Origin of the sequence: Sorangium sp. So ce887 (assembly GCF_051521455.1) — a bacterium.
Taxonomy (GTDB): Bacteria; Myxococcota_A; Polyangia; order Polyangiales; family Polyangiaceae; genus Sorangium.
In genome coordinates this window covers 2,960,323-2,977,561 of sequence record NZ_CP150354.1, presented here as the reverse complement: position 1 = coordinate 2,977,561, position 17,239 = coordinate 2,960,323, and the positions used below count along the sequence as shown (strand labels likewise).

11 protein-coding genes are annotated in these 17,239 nt (G+C 68.0%); 8 read left to right on the top strand and 3 right to left on the bottom strand.

Translation table 11 applies throughout. The features are described 5' to 3' along the window. Positions 1 to 94 precede the first annotated feature (94 nt). From WMF36_RS11280 to WMF36_RS11255, 6 genes are all read left to right on the top strand, one after another. Positions 95 to 577 (top strand): hypothetical protein, encoded by a 483-nt coding sequence (locus WMF36_RS11280; RefSeq protein ID WP_437579607.1) that lies wholly within the window; start codon positions 95 to 97, stop codon positions 575 to 577. A 405-nt stretch (positions 578 to 982) separates the two neighbouring features. Then, positions 983 to 1,663 (top strand): cysteine hydrolase family protein, encoded by a 681-nt coding sequence (locus WMF36_RS11275; RefSeq protein WP_437581893.1) that lies wholly within the window; start codon positions 983 to 985, stop codon positions 1,661 to 1,663. A 1,688-nt stretch (positions 1,664 to 3,351) separates the two neighbouring features. Beyond that, a complete protein-coding gene (locus WMF36_RS11270) occupies positions 3,352 to 3,795 on the top strand; it encodes a helix-turn-helix domain-containing protein (RefSeq protein ID WP_437574014.1) in 444 nt (147 codons plus the stop codon). 32 nt (positions 3,796 to 3,827) lie between these two features. Further along, positions 3,828 to 4,412, top strand: a complete 585-nt coding sequence (locus WMF36_RS11265) for a transposase (protein ID WP_437574015.1) — start codon at positions 3,828 to 3,830, stop codon at positions 4,410 to 4,412. Between the two features lie 8 nt (positions 4,413 to 4,420). Continuing rightward, complete coding sequence (locus tag WMF36_RS11260) at positions 4,421 to 5,098, top strand: hypothetical protein (protein ID WP_437579606.1); 678 nt, start codon at positions 4,421 to 4,423, stop codon at positions 5,096 to 5,098. Next, positions 5,091 to 6,263, top strand: a complete 1,173-nt coding sequence (locus tag WMF36_RS11255) for a hypothetical protein (RefSeq protein ID WP_437579605.1) — start codon at positions 5,091 to 5,093, stop codon at positions 6,261 to 6,263. The genes WMF36_RS11260 and WMF36_RS11255 overlap by 8 nt, the downstream gene beginning before the upstream one ends. A gap of 126 nt (positions 6,264 to 6,389) precedes the next feature. Here WMF36_RS11255 and WMF36_RS11250 read toward each other — a convergent pair whose 3' ends face one another. From WMF36_RS11250 to WMF36_RS11240, 3 genes are all read right to left on the bottom strand, one after another. Then, positions 6,390 to 7,229: a transposase zinc-binding domain-containing protein gene (locus tag WMF36_RS11250; protein WP_437579604.1), complete on the bottom strand. Its 840-nt coding sequence runs from the start codon at positions 7,227 to 7,229 to the stop codon at positions 6,390 to 6,392. Positions 7,230 to 7,525: 296 nt separating this feature from the next. Further along, positions 7,526 to 7,675: a hypothetical protein gene (locus WMF36_RS11245; protein WP_437579603.1), complete on the bottom strand. Its 150-nt coding sequence runs from the start codon at positions 7,673 to 7,675 to the stop codon at positions 7,526 to 7,528. A 393-nt stretch (positions 7,676 to 8,068) separates the two neighbouring features. Beyond that, positions 8,069 to 8,596, bottom strand: coding sequence for an IS110 family transposase (locus WMF36_RS11240; protein ID WP_437579602.1), 528 nt, complete (start codon positions 8,594 to 8,596; stop codon positions 8,069 to 8,071). Positions 8,597 to 9,271: 675 nt separating this feature from the next. Here WMF36_RS11240 and WMF36_RS11235 point away from each other — a divergent pair. Beyond that, on the top strand, positions 9,272 to 9,694 hold the full coding sequence (locus WMF36_RS11235) for a hypothetical protein (protein WP_437579601.1): 423 nt from the start codon (positions 9,272 to 9,274) through the stop codon (positions 9,692 to 9,694). A 666-nt stretch (positions 9,695 to 10,360) separates the two neighbouring features. After that, complete coding sequence (locus tag WMF36_RS11230; protein WP_437579600.1) at positions 10,361 to 16,162, top strand: nSTAND1 domain-containing NTPase; 5,802 nt, start codon at positions 10,361 to 10,363, stop codon at positions 16,160 to 16,162. Positions 16,163 to 17,239: the final 1,077 nt, after the last annotated feature.

Here is a 17,239-nt window from a genome sequence, read left to right as displayed (position 1 = left end):
TCGAAAGTTCTGCGCGCCATTGCGCCCCGGCGCGGAGATCGCGTACGTCGAACGAGGCGCGCAGGACGCGTAGGTCGCTTTCGGCCCAGCGGTGGTGGCCCTCCTCTTCCCTGAGCTTCTGGGCGAAGTGCTCCGCCAGCGCCACCTGCGCGGTGGCCAGCGCGCGCGCTCCCGCCAGCTCGAGGAAGACGGGGATGTGGCCAATGGCGAAGTGAAGGGACGCGAGATATCTCCCCATCGTGTCTGGCGAGAGCTCGCCCTTTCTCGCGCGAAGCAGGAACGGATTTCCGTCGAGGACTCGGGCGGCGTGAGCCGCGATCTCCTCGCGCAGTATATTCCCGATCATCGACGCCTACTTCCATTCAATCCGAGGACGCGTCGAGACAGGAAAAGGAGCGGCCAGCGCCGCTCTGCCGCCGCGACGCGCACGCGCGTGTCCTCTTCGCTCTGTTTTGCACAGATGGTGGCGTACTTCTTCATGATCGCGCCTTTCTCGCTCACCGATGAGATCCCGACCTCGACCACGTCACCCTGTATTGTTTGTACCGACATTGAGCTTCTCGTCCAGCCGAATTGACGCCGAGGCATCCCCTCGATCTCTGCAGAGATTCACAGGAGGCGGAGAGATGAAAAACCTCAGAAAAATCTCCTCATCTCCGCGCCCTCCTGTTCAATTCCAGCCGGAAACGGCTGCAAAGTGAGCTGGCTTCTCAGGTTGACGGAGAGGCCGTTGACCTCCACATGGATAATATCCTGCTCCGATCACCGAGCGATGCGGGCGAGACAGCTCCGCCAAAGCCTCAAACCATGAGTCAGAAGGTCATCGCACACCGCCTCGCGCTCGCAGCAGCCCCGTGAAGCGCGAGGCGCCGCACCACGCCAGAAGGCTTCGCCCTCGCAAACGCCCCGGAGTCGAGAAGCACGAATCAATGCCGACATGGATCCGCATCTGGCGGAATCACCTGAAATCGTGGAGCGCAAGATGAAAACGCATTTGACGGTGGAAGCAGAACCGTACGAGTTCACCCTCGACCCGGCCAGCACGGCATTGCTTGTCATTGACATGCAGCGGGACTTTATCTTGCCGGGTGGGTTCGGCGAGTTTCTTGGAAACAAGGTCGAGCTGCTTCACCCTGCGATCGAGCCGACGCGCCGCGTACTCGCGGCCTGCCGGCAGAGACGCTTGACAGTACTTTATACACGAGAAGGACATCGCCCCGATCTGAGCGATTGCCCACCTTCCAAGCGCGAACGCGGACGACTGAAGATCAAGATAGGCGACGAAGGCCCAATGGGCCGCGTGCTGGTGCGCGGGGAGTACGGCCATGACATCATTGATGAGCTGTCGCCCTTGCCGACAGAGACCGTCATCGACAAGCCTGGCAAAGGGGCGTTCTTCGCCACCGACCTCGACCTGATCTTGAGAAATATCGGAATTAGCAGCCTGATCGTCACCGGCGTGACCTCCGAGGTCTGCGTTCAGACAACGACTCGCGAAGCCAACGACCGGGGCTACAGGTGTCTCGTCCTGGAAGATTGCGTTGCGTCTTATTTTCCGGATTTTCAGCGAGCGACCCTCGATATGATCAAAGCCCAAGGCGGCATCGTCGGCTGGGTATCCACGTCAGCCCGCCTTTTGGATGCATTCGAGAATCTGGGGTGAGGCGCGCGTCGGTCGAGGTGAGGCTGGACGACCGCCTTCATCGCCGTCTCAGCTCCGGGAGGTCCCCTCTCTCCCGGCGGGATGACCGCCAAGCAGCCGTGTTCTTCGTCAAGCGGCGGCGACCTGCCAGGGTCGGTTTGCCCGACATGGCTCGCTGCCCAGGCGAGCGCGACGAGCGAGCGCCTGCTCAGGTCGATGGTGGCTCTCGCGCTGCACGTTTCGTGCGCGGGCGCCCCCGCACGGCGCCAGGATGCCGCTATCCTCTTCGCCTGCCTCTCGCCCACCGAGCGCGAGGGAGGAGGCATCATGGGAGCGTGGGTGCGCCGGGATAAACCGGCACGGAGATGGGCATGAGAGAGACCTACATCGAAGGCGTAGCGAGCCAAGATGGCCCCGAGTCATGAGCAGGCTCCCGCGAGGGGGTCCGCGAAGCGTTGACAGGGGTACGCGCAGGCAGGGCGATAGAGCCGCGAAATCACATCGATCGGGGTGCCGACGCTGTCCACGTAAGCGGAAGGCCACACGACCAGGAGCGCCAGCTGTTATCGCGCCCGGTAGATGCGCCTTTTGGGGCACTTTGTGAGCCGACTCCTTGATGGCCATCCGGAGCCTGGAACCCCCGCCGGCGGCATCCGTATGCCCATCACCCGGGGCGCCAGCCAGCGGGCGCACGCTGGGCGGGTCAAGGGCGCGCAGCGGCGACCGGCAGGGAGCGCACCCTTGACGCGCCCGAGTACGCCCGCACCATCGCGTCCGTGGTGGGCGTGCTGCTGCGCGATGATGGCCACCATCCAGACGGATTTCATGGCCATCAATGAGCTGGCTCGGTAACACGTGGTTGCCGAGCTTGCCAGCGCGCTCAGCCGCGCCGTCGCGCTCGGGGACGAGGCGGCGGCCCGGGTCGTTCACAAGCCAATCGGGCAGCTGCTCGGCCGGAGGCCAGCACCGGACGGGCGAGCAAGGTCGTGTTGACAGTAGCAAACCGCAGAGATGGCGCGGGCGATGTCGCGGAAGCGTGGTCAACGCCGTCTGCGTCGCGCGGCTCGAGGGCGAAGCCGTCCCAGTCGGGTGCGGTGATGTGGAGCGACCTTCGCGTTGCGCGATCTTCGCATGCATTATGGACGTATCTGCTGATAATAGGGCTCATCGCTGGCAAGTGGTCCACGCGAGAAAGCTCCTGGTGGGCCCTTCTACACCAGGCCGGCTCGATCCCACGTCGGAGATGGGCGTACCTTCGACCTATGCCCGTCTACAGCCGTGCGGCCGCCTGCCGGTGGGCTGGGAAAGAGGCGAGGTGAATCGACGCGAGAAGAGTCACCGCTTGAAAAACGAACTCCACGGTTCGTCGCATGAAGCGTGGGTGTCGCGGTTGGGCAAGATCTTGAGCGCCAGCCGCGTGCACAAGGTACTACCATTGTTATTGATACCCGTGACGGGCGCGCTCATGGTATGGCGTTCCGTGCCCACGGGAGGGCTGGCGCTAGCGCTTTCGGGGTACTTGCTCGGATCGTTGTTTGGCATGCAGATCAACGCGCTCACCGACCGTGAGCTCCATCTCCGGACAAAGCCGGCGTTGTATAGGGCGCTCACCGAGGGCCCTGACCTACTAGAGCGGTTTTCGTTCGGGTTCGGTGCAAGCAGAGCACGTCCGGTAGGGTGATGGCACGCAGGCTGCGTGGGCTACGCGCATGGGACCGTACAGTGTCGACCTGCGACAGCGGATCGTTGATGCCTACCGCAACGGCGAGGGAAGCATGCGAGAAATCGCCGCGCGTTTCGCCGTCGTTCTCAGCACTGTGCAGGAGTATCTCAGTATCGAGCGGTCGACTGGGAGCGTAGCGCCTCGGCCGCACGGTGGCGGAAGGGCCTCGAAGATCGACGAGGCCGGAGCGCAGCAGCTACGAGCGCTCGTCGACGACAAAAACGACCGAACCCTGGATGAGCTCATCGAGCTGCTGGAGCACCGCACGGGTGCGCGCGTGAGCCGCCCGACGATGTGCCGCGCGCTGATGCGGCTCGGTTTGACACGAAAAAAAAGACGCTATGTGCAAGCGAACAGGACAGGCCCGATGTCCAAGTCGCGCGTCGGAGGTTCCGCCGCCGAGCGCGGGCGGCGGGTGCGCGTCGGCTGATCTTCGTTGACGAATTCGGCGCTAACCTGGGCATGGCGCGCCGTTATGGGCGTGCGCCTCGCGGGAGGCGTGCGTACGGCAAAGTCCCCGCCAATCCGGACCCGAACATCACGCTGGTGATGGGGCTTGGCTTGCGAGGTGTCGTTGCACCGTGGGCCTTCAAGGGGGCGATGAACGGTGAGCACTTCGAGGTTTACGTGCGCCAGGTGCTCATGCCCGAGCTGAAGCGCGGAGACGTGGTCATTGTCGACGGCCTTGGCGCGCATCGCCTACGTGGCGTGCGCCAGGCGCTTCGTGCCCGAGGCGTCCGCTACTGGATTCTGCCCGCCTACTCGCCGGACTTGTCGCCGGTGGAGAACTGCGGCTCCAAGGTCAAGGAGGCACTTCGCGCCGCCGCTCCGCGCACCGTGCCGGCGGTTTACGACGCGATGGTCCGTGGGGTCGACAAGGTCTTCCGACAGGACGCGCAGGGCTGGTTCGCGCTGAAAGGCTACGTCCGACGACCTCGTCGTCCTACTCGGCGGCGCCCAGTCCGGTCGCAGGCTCCTGCGCGCGTTGGTCGAGCCCGTGCCCCGCCGAATGCTGGGTGTACCGCACTCGAACGAAAACCGCTCTAAAGCGTGTCTTGTACGTCGAGGCCGCGCTCTGGTCGCTGATCGTCTTGCTGCTCGGGGTACACGCCGGGCTCGTCAGTGCGGGACTGCTCATGTTTTCGTGCGCGCTGTTCGTGCTGTACTCGTACAATTTCCTCGCGCCAGGGCGCAGGAAAGAGGGGCGCATGAAGGCATTCTGGTGGGGCAACTTCCTGACCGTGTTCCTGGGTTATCTGTCCCTCTGGCTCGTCGGGTTCAGCGTCGCCGGCGTGGAGTTCACGAGCCCGAGCGGCTGGGCGTGGATCGCGCTCGGCGCAGCATTCTCGCTTAGCGACTACGCCGTATTCCTGAACGAGTGCGCGCTCGACGACGAAGACGAGATTTTTGTGCTGCCGAACACGTTGCCGGCGATGCTTGGCAAACGCGGCGTTTCACGCCTGGCGCTCGGCGTCTGGGCGCTTGCTGCCCTGTGCTGCGCCGCGTTGTGGCGAGCTGACGAACTCCAGGGACACCGCAGTGGGCTCATCGGCCTGTCGCTCGTGGTCGGCGCTGCGGGTATGCTCGATGCGGCCTTTGTGTTTGCTCCGCCCGTGCGTTCTCGTGGCCGCGGGCGGCGCTTGCGCGAGCGTGCGATCGATGCATATTTCTCGGTTGCGAGACTCGTGCTGATGGCGCTGGTGATCTACCGCAATGGGCACGGCAATGCCTGAAGTCGAGCTTTTCCGCTCCGGACAGGCGGACGCGTTCGCGCGACGCATCGCGAGCTGTTCCGACGATCGATACACACCAGAACGTCGGGCTTACTTCGTCGAATTTTTACGTCATGGCCCGAGTGGCTTGATGGACAACGGCCGCAGCACACGTGCGTTCATGGCGGTGGTGGGCGACGCGCTCGTCCCGCTGGTTGTCAACGACGGTGACGTGGACGATTGCTACCTCGTCTCGACGCGTTGTCACTATATCCTCTACATGATGTTCGAGATGAGCAAGATACGCCCGCGCTGGAAGACCTGGCCGCTGCAGCGCGCCGTCGGGCTGCTCGGGAGGGTCGTGACCCGGGCGGGCTTCAATCGCTGCGTCTCGATCAATAACTGGCTGTTGACAACATCGCCCCAAAACCAGCTCACGCGAGACGAGCTGGCCACGCTCACTGCCGGGCTCTGCCGGCTGTTTCCAGAACATGCGCTTGTAATGCGTGCGGTCGATCCGCGTGAGATCACGGCAGAGGCGGTAATTGCCGCCTGCGGGTACCGATTGATTGCGCATCGACCCGTGCACGAGTGGGATCCAACGCGTATTGCCCGGCTGTCGGCCAACCAACGAGCAGCGGTCCGAAAGGATCTCGCGCTCTTCCACGACGGACCCTTCAGCGTGCGGGAGCCGAAGGAGCTCGCCCCTGCCGAGGCGCAGCGCGTCGCGTGGCTGTACCACGCTTTGTACATCGGCAAGCACTCCCGGCTGAACGCCTGCTTCAACGCCGGGTTCTTTCACGCCGTAACGTCGACCGGCATGAGTCCGATCGCGCTACTGGAGCGTAAGGATACCGGGGAGCTGGTGGCGTTCGTTACCTACTTCGAGGATCCTGGGCGGCTCGTGTCTTCGCTCGTCGGCTACGACCCTCAGCTTCCGCGTAACTCTTTCCCGTGCTACCGAATGGCGCTCGCGTTCACGTTCAGATTGTCGATCGAGCGCCGCAAGCCACTCTTTCTCAGCACGGGCGCCGCATCGATCAAGCGGCGACGCGGTAGCTACGAGTGGATGGAGCACGAAGCCTACTTCGTCCAGCACCTCCCCCGAACACGCCAGCTCGCCTGGGACGCCATGGCAGCGCTGCTCAACCTGGCGGCGGCTCGGCTGGATACCTCACAGATCTGATTGTCCATGTCCGCACGCGGGAGTGCCGCGCGCAGAGGCTCTCGTCCAACATGGAACGAACCGGTCGGAGCATGTACACTCGGATCCGCAACCTGATCACCGGGGCAAAGGTGCTCGCCACGGTGGTCATCGCCTTCGCGGCGCTGGCCACGATCCGGTTTGTTGTGAAGCGGGCGCGTAAGGAGCACGATCCGACCGTGGTTGATCCACCACATGTCGACCCGGCTCACGACCCGTGGAGAAGGCATCATGTGAACGTGGCGTCCGCAACGTTGCCCCTGCTGGTATCTGCCCGACCTTGCTCTTCAAGAAGACACCATCCGAAATAATCGCGTGATAGTGTAAATTCAAGTTGAGGCTGCCGCCGAATCTCTGAAGGAAATTCACGGCCCCGTGCTGGGCGCCGCTCGTCGCCGCCGCTTGCTCCTCGATCCGCGCGATCTCCTCGATGAAGATCCTTCCCATCGCCGTCGCGACCTCCGCGCGAAATGCAGCTAAGCGCCGGATCTCGAATGGCAGCGAAATCACCCATTGTCTCACCGGTACCGCTGGCAGTACCCGATCCACGAGGTGCGCCGCCGTGTTGCACATCTGCCGCGCACCGCAGCTCGGGCAGAGGCCGCGCCCCTTGCAGGAGAAAGCGACCAGGAGGTCCTGACCGCGCTCATCGCAATGGAACCGTAGAAATCCATGCGCGAAGACTCCGCAGCGCAGGTAACCGCGAAACGCCTGCTCTACGTACCGAGGTAGCGGCCACTCGTAGGTTTCGCGGGCGTGCGCGAGGAACGATTCGAGATTCTCTCGAACCAGCCCATGAAGGACCGTCTCCTCGGGGCGATGGGGCGCGTACCCCGCCGGAAACTTCGCCCACGGCGCAAGATGCACCGCACCCGGTCCAGCAGAAGCAACGGAGGCGCCGCTTGAAGCCAACATGGCCCCGCAACCCGGCGGCATCCGTGCCAACATGCAGGAGCCCCTTCGCCGCTCCTTTTCTCACCGCTCCCTGTGGCGTCCGCAGGTCCGCCATGGCGTCGCCAGGCATCGTCGCGGCGAGAGGTTGATCGCCGCGTACGCCCTCGCGCTTGCCTCCCCGGCACAGGCATGCTGCTTGCCGATAGCACTTGCCGGAGGCCTCCGGGGCACTTCGGCACGCAACCAGTGCGCGCGGGCGATCTCAGCAGAGCCCGCGGGCGCTGGCGAGCGGCAAGGCTCCGGCAGCGAGTCCACGCGAGCGGCGAGCTCGACGTTCGGTCCAAGCTTGCTCACCGCTCCGGTGCCACCGGCAGCCCGAGCAGGCGACCAATCGTCTCGTGAACGACCCGGGCCGCCACCTCATCCCCGAGGGCGACGGCGCGGCTCAGGGTGCTGGCGAGCGAGGCGACCACGGCCGCCCGAGGCGACGGATCGGTCACGGCGAGCTCCCCAGGCCCGGGGCTTGACCATTGGGCCCGGGTTGGGTCCATGCCTCCCGAGGGGGTGCGATCCGTCGTCACGCTCTCCCAAAATCCCGGAGGATCCGACGGATCGCGACGGTTCGCCCCCGCGGAAGAGTCCCGCCAGAAAAACCGGTCGATGACGAGCGGTCGCCGGAAACATTAGCAATTTCGATAATTTCCGCCTGTTTCGCCGCCGAGGGCGGCTCCGGTGTGGCCCAACGGGGCGCCCTCCGCCGCCGCATCGCCCGCGGTTAAGGGCCCGCGGCACCACCGGTCCCACCGTGTACGGCCACGCTGCACGCGCTGGTTGACATAGAGAACCTTACGCGATCCGCATCCCTCCTGGAAAAGTGACGCTGTATCAGCAGCTTATCCATGCATCGCGGCCGGCAAAGCCGCCGCGCTCAGCACCGTGACGAAGCCCTCGGTGGTGCACGTCGCGAGCTTGTGTCCGCAAGCGCGCAGGATGCCGCGCACGGTGGTGACAACCTGGGCCCACGTCTCAACCAACGCGCGCCTGACGGCCAGCTGGTGGCGAATGGCCCGCTGGTGAGGCGACAGCACGTGAGCGAGTGGAATGCCCGCGCGCTCGACGGCGCGCGCTAACGCCTCGGCATCAAGGCGGTCATTCTTGCGGCTGTGCTGGCCAATGCCGAGCTGACGTGCTCGCGTGGTGTCGACGACCACCACGTCGTGACCCCAGTCGCGCAGCTTGTCGTGCACCGCCCATGCCTCGCGGCATGCCTCGATCGCCACCCGGGCCGGCGAGGACAACGGGCCGAGGATATCCTGGAGCGAATCGAGCGAGCGGACCGTGCGTCGCGTCACCACGGCCCCGCCCGCCACCTCGCAGAATGAGATCTCATGGCCCCCCAGATCCAGCGCTACACTTCGCATGGCTGACCTCTCCTGGGCCCCCATCTTCTGCGTCTTCGAACGCGTGGGGGGGCCCGCAGGCAACCCTGCAGGCGAGAGGTCAGCCATGTTGCTTGCTGCTCCGAGCGGCTCTTTCTTGCGCGCTCCTCTCCGGAGCCTGGAGCCCCCGCCGGAGGCCTCCGTCCGCCCATCGCCCGCAGCTGTATCCGGCTGGAGCGCGCAGGGGGAGTCAAGGGCGGCGGAGCCGGCGAGCTCCGCTCGCGAACCCTTGACGCCCCCGGGCACTCCAGCATCCTCGGCTGCCGATGGGCCGATCTCCACGATGCTGCGGGCTGTCTTCGCAGGCCCCGCCGCGCGAACGCGTCGAGCAGAGGCTCGGGTCGGTGCGGTCGGCATCATGGGTCCAGGCGCCGCTTCGGCTGCCTCATCCCATCTAAGGGGCCGCCTGAACGAAGCAGCCTGCGGGGAAGACGGCGGGGAGCCATCCCCCGCCGAAGATCGGCTGGACCGAGGACGGGACATACCGGCTGAGCCAGGAAGAAGACCTTCTCCTCCGCCGGGCGTGAGCCCCCGGGCGGCGCCCTCCGGCTTGCCTTCGCTCCTTCCCGTCGCGTAGCGTCGGCGTCGGGTAGAATCCGCCGCGCGCGCCGTCGACGTCCACCCGGTCTGGCCAGGGATGGACTACCGTAGGGGTCGATGAAGCCGGAGATCGCCGATCTGGAGCGCGCGCTTTCCCGCGGAAAACCGCTGAAGAACAAGCCGCGTGACGGACGCGCCTTGATCGCCACGTTCGAGATCGGTCAAGGGGAGCTCCAGCGCCGCGCCACGTTCGTGAAGAGCGTGCCCTACATATCCGGGTTTGCGGGGGGGCTTGGCGGGTATTCGATCGAGATCGAGCGCGTGGAACAGCCGGGGTACGTCACGGTGCACATGGACGATTCGCTCGAAACAACCCTCCTCGGAGCCGCGACGGCGTGCCAGGGCTGGGCCTTCCGCCCTGGCTCGCTGTCCCTCGTCGAGGCGCGCGGCTTCGACAAGAGAGACAAGGCCATCGTCGCTAGCGCTCTCGGCGCGCTCCTCGCGGTCTGCTTTCGGTCTCCCCAGAGCTCCTCGGGCTGACCTGCCTCGTGGTCGTCGCGCGACCGCCTGTTCCGACGGACGAACTCTCGAAGAAGCAGGCGCGCTCCGCCTCACGACGACGGCAAGGTCGATGACGGGGCGGAGCGCGAGCCGCTGCCTAGCGGCGCGCTCATGGTGCCCTCAGCCAGGTAGGATCGGTAGCGACGGGACAGGATGGGCCGAGGCGTAGGGCAAACTGGACCAACGTAGCATCGTGTAAGCTCGATGATGTATGCCCATCGAGCGGAGGATGGAGCTCCTTCGTGTGCCCGAAGCCACAGCCCGCGCGAACCAGGTGGACTGCCTGCGCCGCATCGAAGCGGCGCGCGCGACGGCCGCTCCGGAGCCCTCGCCAGGTGCAGCCGACCGGCCGAGCGGCGCCGCCGGGCGATGACGAGCGCGCGCCGCTGTCGGCTCCGGCCGCATCCACGGAGAGCTTTCCGGCGCGCCAGCGCCGGACGATCAGCAGAGAACGCTCTATGAAGCGACGATGATGGGCAGCGAGGTCGGCTCGCCTGAGCACCGGGCCAGCCACATCGTCGAGCTCTCCCGCCGCACGGCGGGGCGCGCTCAACAACCGACGTCGCCGTATCGACATTGATGTCGTGATGCAAGGCCGTTCGCCCGAGGCTGCCGTGCCAGGCGACAGCCATTGGAATGGCTGCGATGAACCAGGAGATCCTCAGTCCAGGGACGGTGTTCCAGGGCCGCTACGAGCTCGTCTCCTTGCTCCGCGAAGCCGGCGTCACGGCTGTCTACCAGGGGCGGCAGCTCGCCACCGGAGAGCCGGTCGTCCTCAAGCTGCTGCGCCTGGCCCTGGATGGCGTCCCCGCGGACCTGGCGCGGCGCTGCCGCGCGCGCTTTCTCCGCGAAATGCGCCGCTGCGCACGGCTCCACCATCCCGGCATCGTCCGGCCCATCGATTGGGGGCAGACGGACGAAGGGCAGCTCTATGCCGCGTTCGAGCACGTGCCCGGGCAGAGCCTGACCGAGCTGCTGGCGCGAGACGGCGCGCTCGATCCGCAGGAGGCAAAGCACCTGATGCTGCAGGTCCTCGACGCGCTCGCCTGCGCGCACCGACAGGGCATGGTCCACGGGGACCTCAGGCCGGCCCACGTGATGGTCGTGCCCAGCGGGGCGCAGCGCAGCGCGCGGCTGCTCGATTTCGGCTTCGGCGCGGTCGCCATGGGAGCACTCGACGGAAAGGACGGCGCGTCCGACACGGGCGTCGAGCGCGTCGGCTCACGCGCCTACGCAGCGCCCGAGCAGCTCCGGGGTTACCCGCCGACCGCGCGCTCGGACCTGTACGCCTGGGGGCTCGTGTTCCTGGAGTGCCTCACGGGCAGGCGTGAGGGCCCCGGCATTTCGCCGGACGGCGAGGCTCTCCAGCCCAGGAGCCACGAGCCTGCCAGAATCCCTCGCGCGCTCCTCGAGCACCCGCTCGGCGTTCTCTTGCGGCGGGCGACGGCCGAGGATGTCGCGGCGCGGGACGTCACGACCGACGCGCTTCTCGACGCGCTCGAAGCGTGCGCGGTGGACGGGCTCCGCCGGGAAGCGTTGATCCTGGAGGACGCGCCGAGCGGCGCCGACAGGACGGGGCAAGAGACCCACGTCGGCGCCCTGACCGCCTCGAACCGACGCGCGGGGATCGAGCACCACAACCCCATCGCGCAGCACGACCCCCTCGCCCCTCACGACCCGAGCTCGCCCGCCCCCTCCAGCGAGCCGCCCTCGCGCTCGCTCGAGCTCGCCGCCCCGCCCCTCGCGAGCGCCGCAGCCAGCCCGATGCCTGGCGGAAAGGCGCCTCGGGCTGCCCCTCCCCCGCCGGACGCCGCGGCGATGCCGGACGAGCCCCTCGCGGACCGGGCGCCCATGAGCGTCGGCGGCACCCTCAAGCATTACGAGATCATCCGCAAGCTCGGCCATGGCGGCATGGGTGTCGTGTTCCTGGCCCGCGACACGAGGCTCGGCCGCCTGGTCGCGATCAAGGTCCTGCTCCGGCTCGGCGGGCACGGAACCGAGCGCCTCCTGGCCGAGGCGCGGGCCACGGCGCGCTGCAGGCACGAGAACATCGTGGTCATCCACGAGGTCGACGAGATCCACGGATACCCCTACCTCGTGCTCGAGTACATCAAGGGCCCCACGCTGCGACAATGGCTGGCCCAGCGCGAGCGCCCGAGCGCGCCCGGATCGGCCGGCGCCCGCACACCGACCGGCCCGCGGGCGCCGGGCGCCGTGATCGAGCTCATGATCCCTGTCGTTCGCGCGCTGGTCTGCGCGCATGAGCACGGCATCGTGCACCGCGATCTCAAGCCAGAGAACATCCTCCTGGAGGACACCGGAACCATCAAGGTGGTCGATTTCGGCATCGCCAAGCAGGTCGAGGCCAGCGTGGCCTCGACGATGACCGGCATCCGGGCGGCGCTCGCCGGAGACGCCGGCCGCCACCGGCACAGCGCGGTGCTCGGCACGCCCCGGTACATGTCGCCCGAGCAGGTGCTGGGCAGCGACGTCGATCATCGCGCCGACCTCTGGGCCGTGGGCGTCATGCTCCACGAGCTGCTCACGAGGAAGCACCCGCTGCATCCGTTCTCAATCGCGCGGCTCTCGGACGTCACGGACCTCGACGTCCCAATCCCCAGCGTCCGCGAGCGGCGCCCGGACGCGGGCGTGCTCGGCGACATCGTCGACCGCTGCCTGAAGAAGCGTAGGGCCGAGCGCATCGGCTCGGCCAGGGAGCTCCTCGCCGAGATCGAGGCGCTCTTGCCCGGCCGAAAGGCGCTCGAGCTCGGCGAGGACGAGAGCCCGTTCGCTGGCCTCTCCGCGTTCCAGGAGGCGGACGCCGCGCGCTTCTTCGGCCGCGAGCGCGACGTCGCCGCCGTGACGACGCGGCTGCGCAACCAGCCGCTCCTGGCCATCGCCGGGCCCTCCGGGGCGGGCAAGTCGTCGTTCGTGCGCGCGGGCCTGATCCCGTGCTTGAAGCGCTCCGGGGACCGCTGGCAGGCGTTCGTTCTGCGCCCGGGGCGCCACCCGCTCTCGGCGCTCGCCGACGTGCTCGTGCAGGTCGCCGAGGCGGAGTCGACCACCGGCACGACGGGCCCGGCGACGGGCGCGCCCGAGCTCCCTGACCCCGACGGGCTCGTCGCCACCCTGAGCGCGCAGCCGGGCCATCTCGGCGCCCGGCTGCGCGCGCACTGCCGCCGCGAGGGGAGGAGGCGCCGCGTCCTGCTCTTCGTCGACCAGTTCGAGGAGCTCTACACGCTCGGCGCCGCGCCCGACGAGCGGGCGGCGTTCATCGCCTGCCTCGAGGGCGCGGCCGACGACGCCTCGTCGCCCCTGCGCGTCGTGCTCGCCGTCCGCTCCGACTTCCTCGATTGCGTCGCCGACGACCACCACTTCATGATCGACGTGACCCGCGGCCTCTCGTTCCTGCCGCCCATGGGGCGGGACTGCCTGCGCGACGCCCTGACGCGGCCGGTCGAGGCGGCCAAGCATCGCTTCGAAACCGCGACGATGGTCGAGCACATGCTGGCCACGCTCGAGGGCACGCGGAGCCCGTTGCCGCTCTTGCAGTTCACGGCCGCGAAGCTGTGGGAGGCGCGCGACCGCGAGCGCCGGCTCCTGACCCGGGACAGCTATGAACAGCTCGGCGGCGTCGCCGGCGCCCTGTCCGCCCACGCGGACGCGGTGGTCTCGGCGCTGCCGTCGCGCGAGCAGCGGCTCGCCCGGGCGGTGCTCCTGCGCCTGGTCACGCCCGAGCGCACGCGCGCCGTGGTCGGCCTGGACGAGCTCCGCGAGAGCGCGCAGGACGGCGAGGGCGGCGCCGGCGACGCGATCGAGGAGGTGGTGCAGCACCTGGCCGGCGCGCGGCTGCTGCTCATCGAGACGGGCGACGAGGAGACCGGCGGCGCGCGCGCTCGCGCGACCGTGGAGCTGGCCCACGAGTCGCTGATCGAGCGGTGGCCGAAGCTCGGACAGTGGCTCGCCGAGAGCGAGCAGGACGCACAGTTCCTGGCCCGGCTGCGGGCCGCGGCCCAGACGTGGGAGGCGAGCGGCCGGGCCGAGGGGCTGCTCTGGCGCGGTCGCGCGGCGGACGACGCGGGGGCGTGGTACGAGCGCCGTCGCGCAGAGATCGGCGCCGACTGGCACGTCGGGCTCAGCCGGCGCGAGGAGCGGTATCTCCTCGCCGTCCTGGCCCTCTGCGGCCGCGCGCGCCGCCTGCGCCGCCGACTCGCCTCGGGCGTGGGCGCGACGCTCGGCGCGATCGCGCTCATCGTGTCGTATCTGGCGGTCCGCGCCGGCCAGCAGGCCGCGCGCGCCGACCAGGAGGCCACCCGCGCGCACGTCGAGGCCCGGGACGCGCGCAACGCGACCCGCATGGCCACGGCCCGCGAGTTGCAAGCAGATCCCACGACCGTGCTCGCGCTCTTGCGCGAGGTCGAGCCGCCCGACGTGCCGCGGGGGTGGGCCGTTCTCGCGAACTGGGCGCTGAGCAGCGGGGTCGCTCGCGCGGTTCTCAGCCATCCAGATTGGGTCACGTACGCGCACTGCAGCCCCGACGGCGGGCGCATTGTCACCGCCAGCTCGGATGGAACGGCGCGGGTGTGGAACGCCGATGGCACCGGCACGCCCGTGGTCCTTCGCGGTCACCAGCATGAGGTCTCTTCGGCGGCGTTCAGCCCCGACGGCAAGCGCATCGTCACCGCGTCCAACGACAAGACCGCGCGGGTGTGGAACGCCGACGGCACCGGCACGCCCATGGTCCTCCATGGTCACGAGGAGAGCGTCTCTTCCGCGGCGTTCAGCCCCGATGGCAAGCGCATCGTCACCGCGTCCAACGACAAGACCGCGCGGGTGTGGAACGCCGACGGCACCGGCACGCCCGTGGTCCTTCGCGGTCACCAGCATGAGGTCTCTTCGGCGGCGTTCAGCCCCGACGGCGAGCGCATCGTCACCGCGTCCAACGACAAGACCGCGCGGGTGTGGAACGCCGACGGCACCGGCACGCCCATGGTCCTCCATGGTCACGAGGAGGGCGTCTCTTTCGCGGCGTTCAGCCCCGATGGCAAGCGCATCGCCACCGCGTCCTGGGACAAGACCGCGCGGGTGTGGAACGCCGACGGCACCGGCGTGCCCACCGTCCTCCGTGGTCACGAGGACGAGCTCTACGCGGCGGCGTTCAGCCCCGATGGCAAGCGCATCGTCACGGCCTCGGATGACAAGACCGCGCGCGTGTGGAGGGCCGACGGCGCCGGCGTGCCCACCGTCCTCCGTGGTCACGACGAGGGCGTCTCTTTTGCGGCGTTCAGCCCCGATGGCAAGCGCATCGTCACCGCGTCCTGGGACCAAAGCGCGCGTGTCTGGAACGCCGACGGCACCGGCGAGCCCATCGTCCTCCATGGCCACGGGCTTGCGGTGATGGAGGCGGCGTTCAGCCCCGACGGCAGACGCATCGTGTCGGCGTCGAGCGACAAGACCGCCCGCGTCTGGAACGCCGATGGCACAGGCGTGCCTGTGGTCCTGCGCGGGCACCAGGACGACGTGCACTCGGCGGCGTTCAGCCCCGACGGCAAGCGCATCGTCACCGCGTCCTGGGACAAGACCGCTCGCGTCTGGAACGCCGACGGCACCGGCACGCCCATGGTCCTCCATGGTCACGAAGGGAACGTTTCTTCCGCGGCGTTCAGCCCCGATGGCAAGCGCATCGTCACCGCGTCCTGGGACAAGACCGCTCGCGTCTGGAACGCCGATGGCACAGGCTTCCCCTTGATCCTCCGGGGTCACGAGCAACAGGTTTACTCGACGGCGTTCAGCCCCGACGGCAAGCGCATCGTTACCGCCTCGTACGACAAGACCGCGCGCGTGTGGAACGCCGACGGCACGGGCGACTCCGTGGTCCTCCGTGGCCACGATAGTCGGCTCCGTTCGGCGGCGTTCAGCCCCGACGGCAAGCGCATCGTTACCGCCTCGTACGACAAGACCGCGCGCGTGTGGAACGCCGACGGCACGGGCGAGCCCATGGTCCTTCGTGGCCATGAGCATTGGGCGTTGGCGGCGTCGTTCAGCCCGGACGGCAAGCGCATCGTCACCGGGTCGCAGGACAATACCGTGCGGGTGTGGAATGCCGACGACGTCGGCGAGCCCATGGTCCTGCGCGTCTCCGATTCCCCGATCAACAGCGTAGTCTTCAGCCCGGATGGCAGGCGCCTCGTCACAGCGTCCGACGACAAGCGCGTGCGGGTATGGACCGAGATCGATCCGCTCCGCGGCGTCGACGATCCGAAGCTGTGGACCGCGACCAGCTACTGCATGCCCATGGAGCGGAGGATGGACCTGCTCCGCGTGCCCGAAGCCATGGCCCAGGCGAACCGGGAGGCCTGCCTGCGCCGCGTCGAGCAAGCCCGCGCAGCGGCCCGGGAGCGCTCGCCGGATGCATCTGATCGGCCGAGCGGCGCCGCCGGGCGATGACGAGCGCGCACCGCTGTCGGCTCCGGCCGCATCCACGGAGAGCTTTCCGGCGCGCCAGCGCCGGACGATCAGCAGAGAACGCTCTATGAAGCGACGATGATGGGCAGCGAGGTCGGCTCGCCTGAGCACCGGGCCAGCCACATCGTCGAGCTCTCACCGTGCTCGCGCGCCGAAAGGCGCTTCGCCCCGCGGCGCGGGCGCCTGCGGCGGCCTGGATCCGCGCTGCGCGCGGTGCCTGCACGGTACCGTGGGCGACGGCGGAGCGGCGCTCCTGCCGCGCGAGACCGCGATGCGGTCTCGTGCCGCTTCGCGGGTCGCCGCGTTGTTGCCGGCAGCCAGGAACCTACCCCGGTAGCGAGCCTCTGGTTCCCGGGACGCTCGCTTCCTCGGCTGCCGCACGCGCCCACCACCGTCCCTCCACGGGAGCTCCTCCCGCTTCTGGAATCGATACGAGCCGCCTTCCGTTATTCTGAGCGCGTCTCATCGGATCTCCGTCCGCCCGCGGGTCCACGTCGTCATCGCGGGTCCGGTCCGATGAGGCGCATGATCCCGAGGAGGAGGGAGAAGGAAGTCCAAACGTTTCGGAGACGTCAAGCCCCCACTGCGGGACCTGCCCTGGGTTGACAGAACCTTCTTCTATGCGATCCGGCCCTCCTGGAAAAGTGACGCTGTATCAGCAGCTTATCCATGCATCGACGATGAGGCAGCCCTGAGGTCAAGGGCTTGAGCGCTCTCTTTGCGCGGCTGGCCGGCTTCGGCTCGGCAGCGGCGGTGCTCGGCGTCGTCAGTGCAGCTCGTTTCGGCCTGGACATCTCCCTTCGCCCTGGTCGGGCGTCGTTCCGCTTGTGCTTGAGCGCCTCTTCGCGTCCGCAGGAGCGAGCTGTGGCTCGATCGACGATCCGCATTCACAGGCCGGCGGTCGCCCTGGTGGCCTGGATGCACACTGGGGTCCGAAACGGGACCGTGGAGGCGCATTCTAAGGGACGGCATGTTCGACCCACAGGCCGAGCACCCTCGATGCTTCCGCGCTCATCCACGTGGCCCTCTTTCACGCTCCCAGCGTGACGCGCTCGTGGC

What these genes read in the sequence shown, in the direction of transcription:
- WMF36_RS11275 (WP_437581893.1), top strand. Translation starts at nt 983, where the DNA reads ATGAAAACGCATTTGACGGTGGAAGCAGAACCGTACGAGTTCACCCTC.
- WMF36_RS11270 (WP_437574014.1), top strand. Translation starts at nt 3,352, where the DNA reads ATGGGACCGTACAGTGTCGACCTGCGACAGCGGATCGTTGATGCCTAC.
- WMF36_RS11265 (WP_437574015.1), top strand. Translation starts at nt 3,828, where the DNA reads ATGGCGCGCCGTTATGGGCGTGCGCCTCGCGGGAGGCGTGCGTACGGC.
- WMF36_RS11255 (WP_437579605.1), top strand. Translation starts at nt 5,091, where the DNA reads ATGCCTGAAGTCGAGCTTTTCCGCTCCGGACAGGCGGACGCGTTCGCG.
- WMF36_RS11250 (WP_437579604.1), bottom strand. Translation starts at nt 7,229, where the DNA reads ATGTTGGCACGGATGCCGCCGGGTTGCGGGGCCATGTTGGCTTCAAGC.
- WMF36_RS11240 (WP_437579602.1), bottom strand. Translation starts at nt 8,596, where the DNA reads ATGCGAAGTGTAGCGCTGGATCTGGGGGGCCATGAGATCTCATTCTGC.
- WMF36_RS11235 (WP_437579601.1), top strand. Translation starts at nt 9,272, where the DNA reads ATGAAGCCGGAGATCGCCGATCTGGAGCGCGCGCTTTCCCGCGGAAAA.
- WMF36_RS11230 (WP_437579600.1), top strand. Translation starts at nt 10,361, where the DNA reads ATGAACCAGGAGATCCTCAGTCCAGGGACGGTGTTCCAGGGCCGCTAC.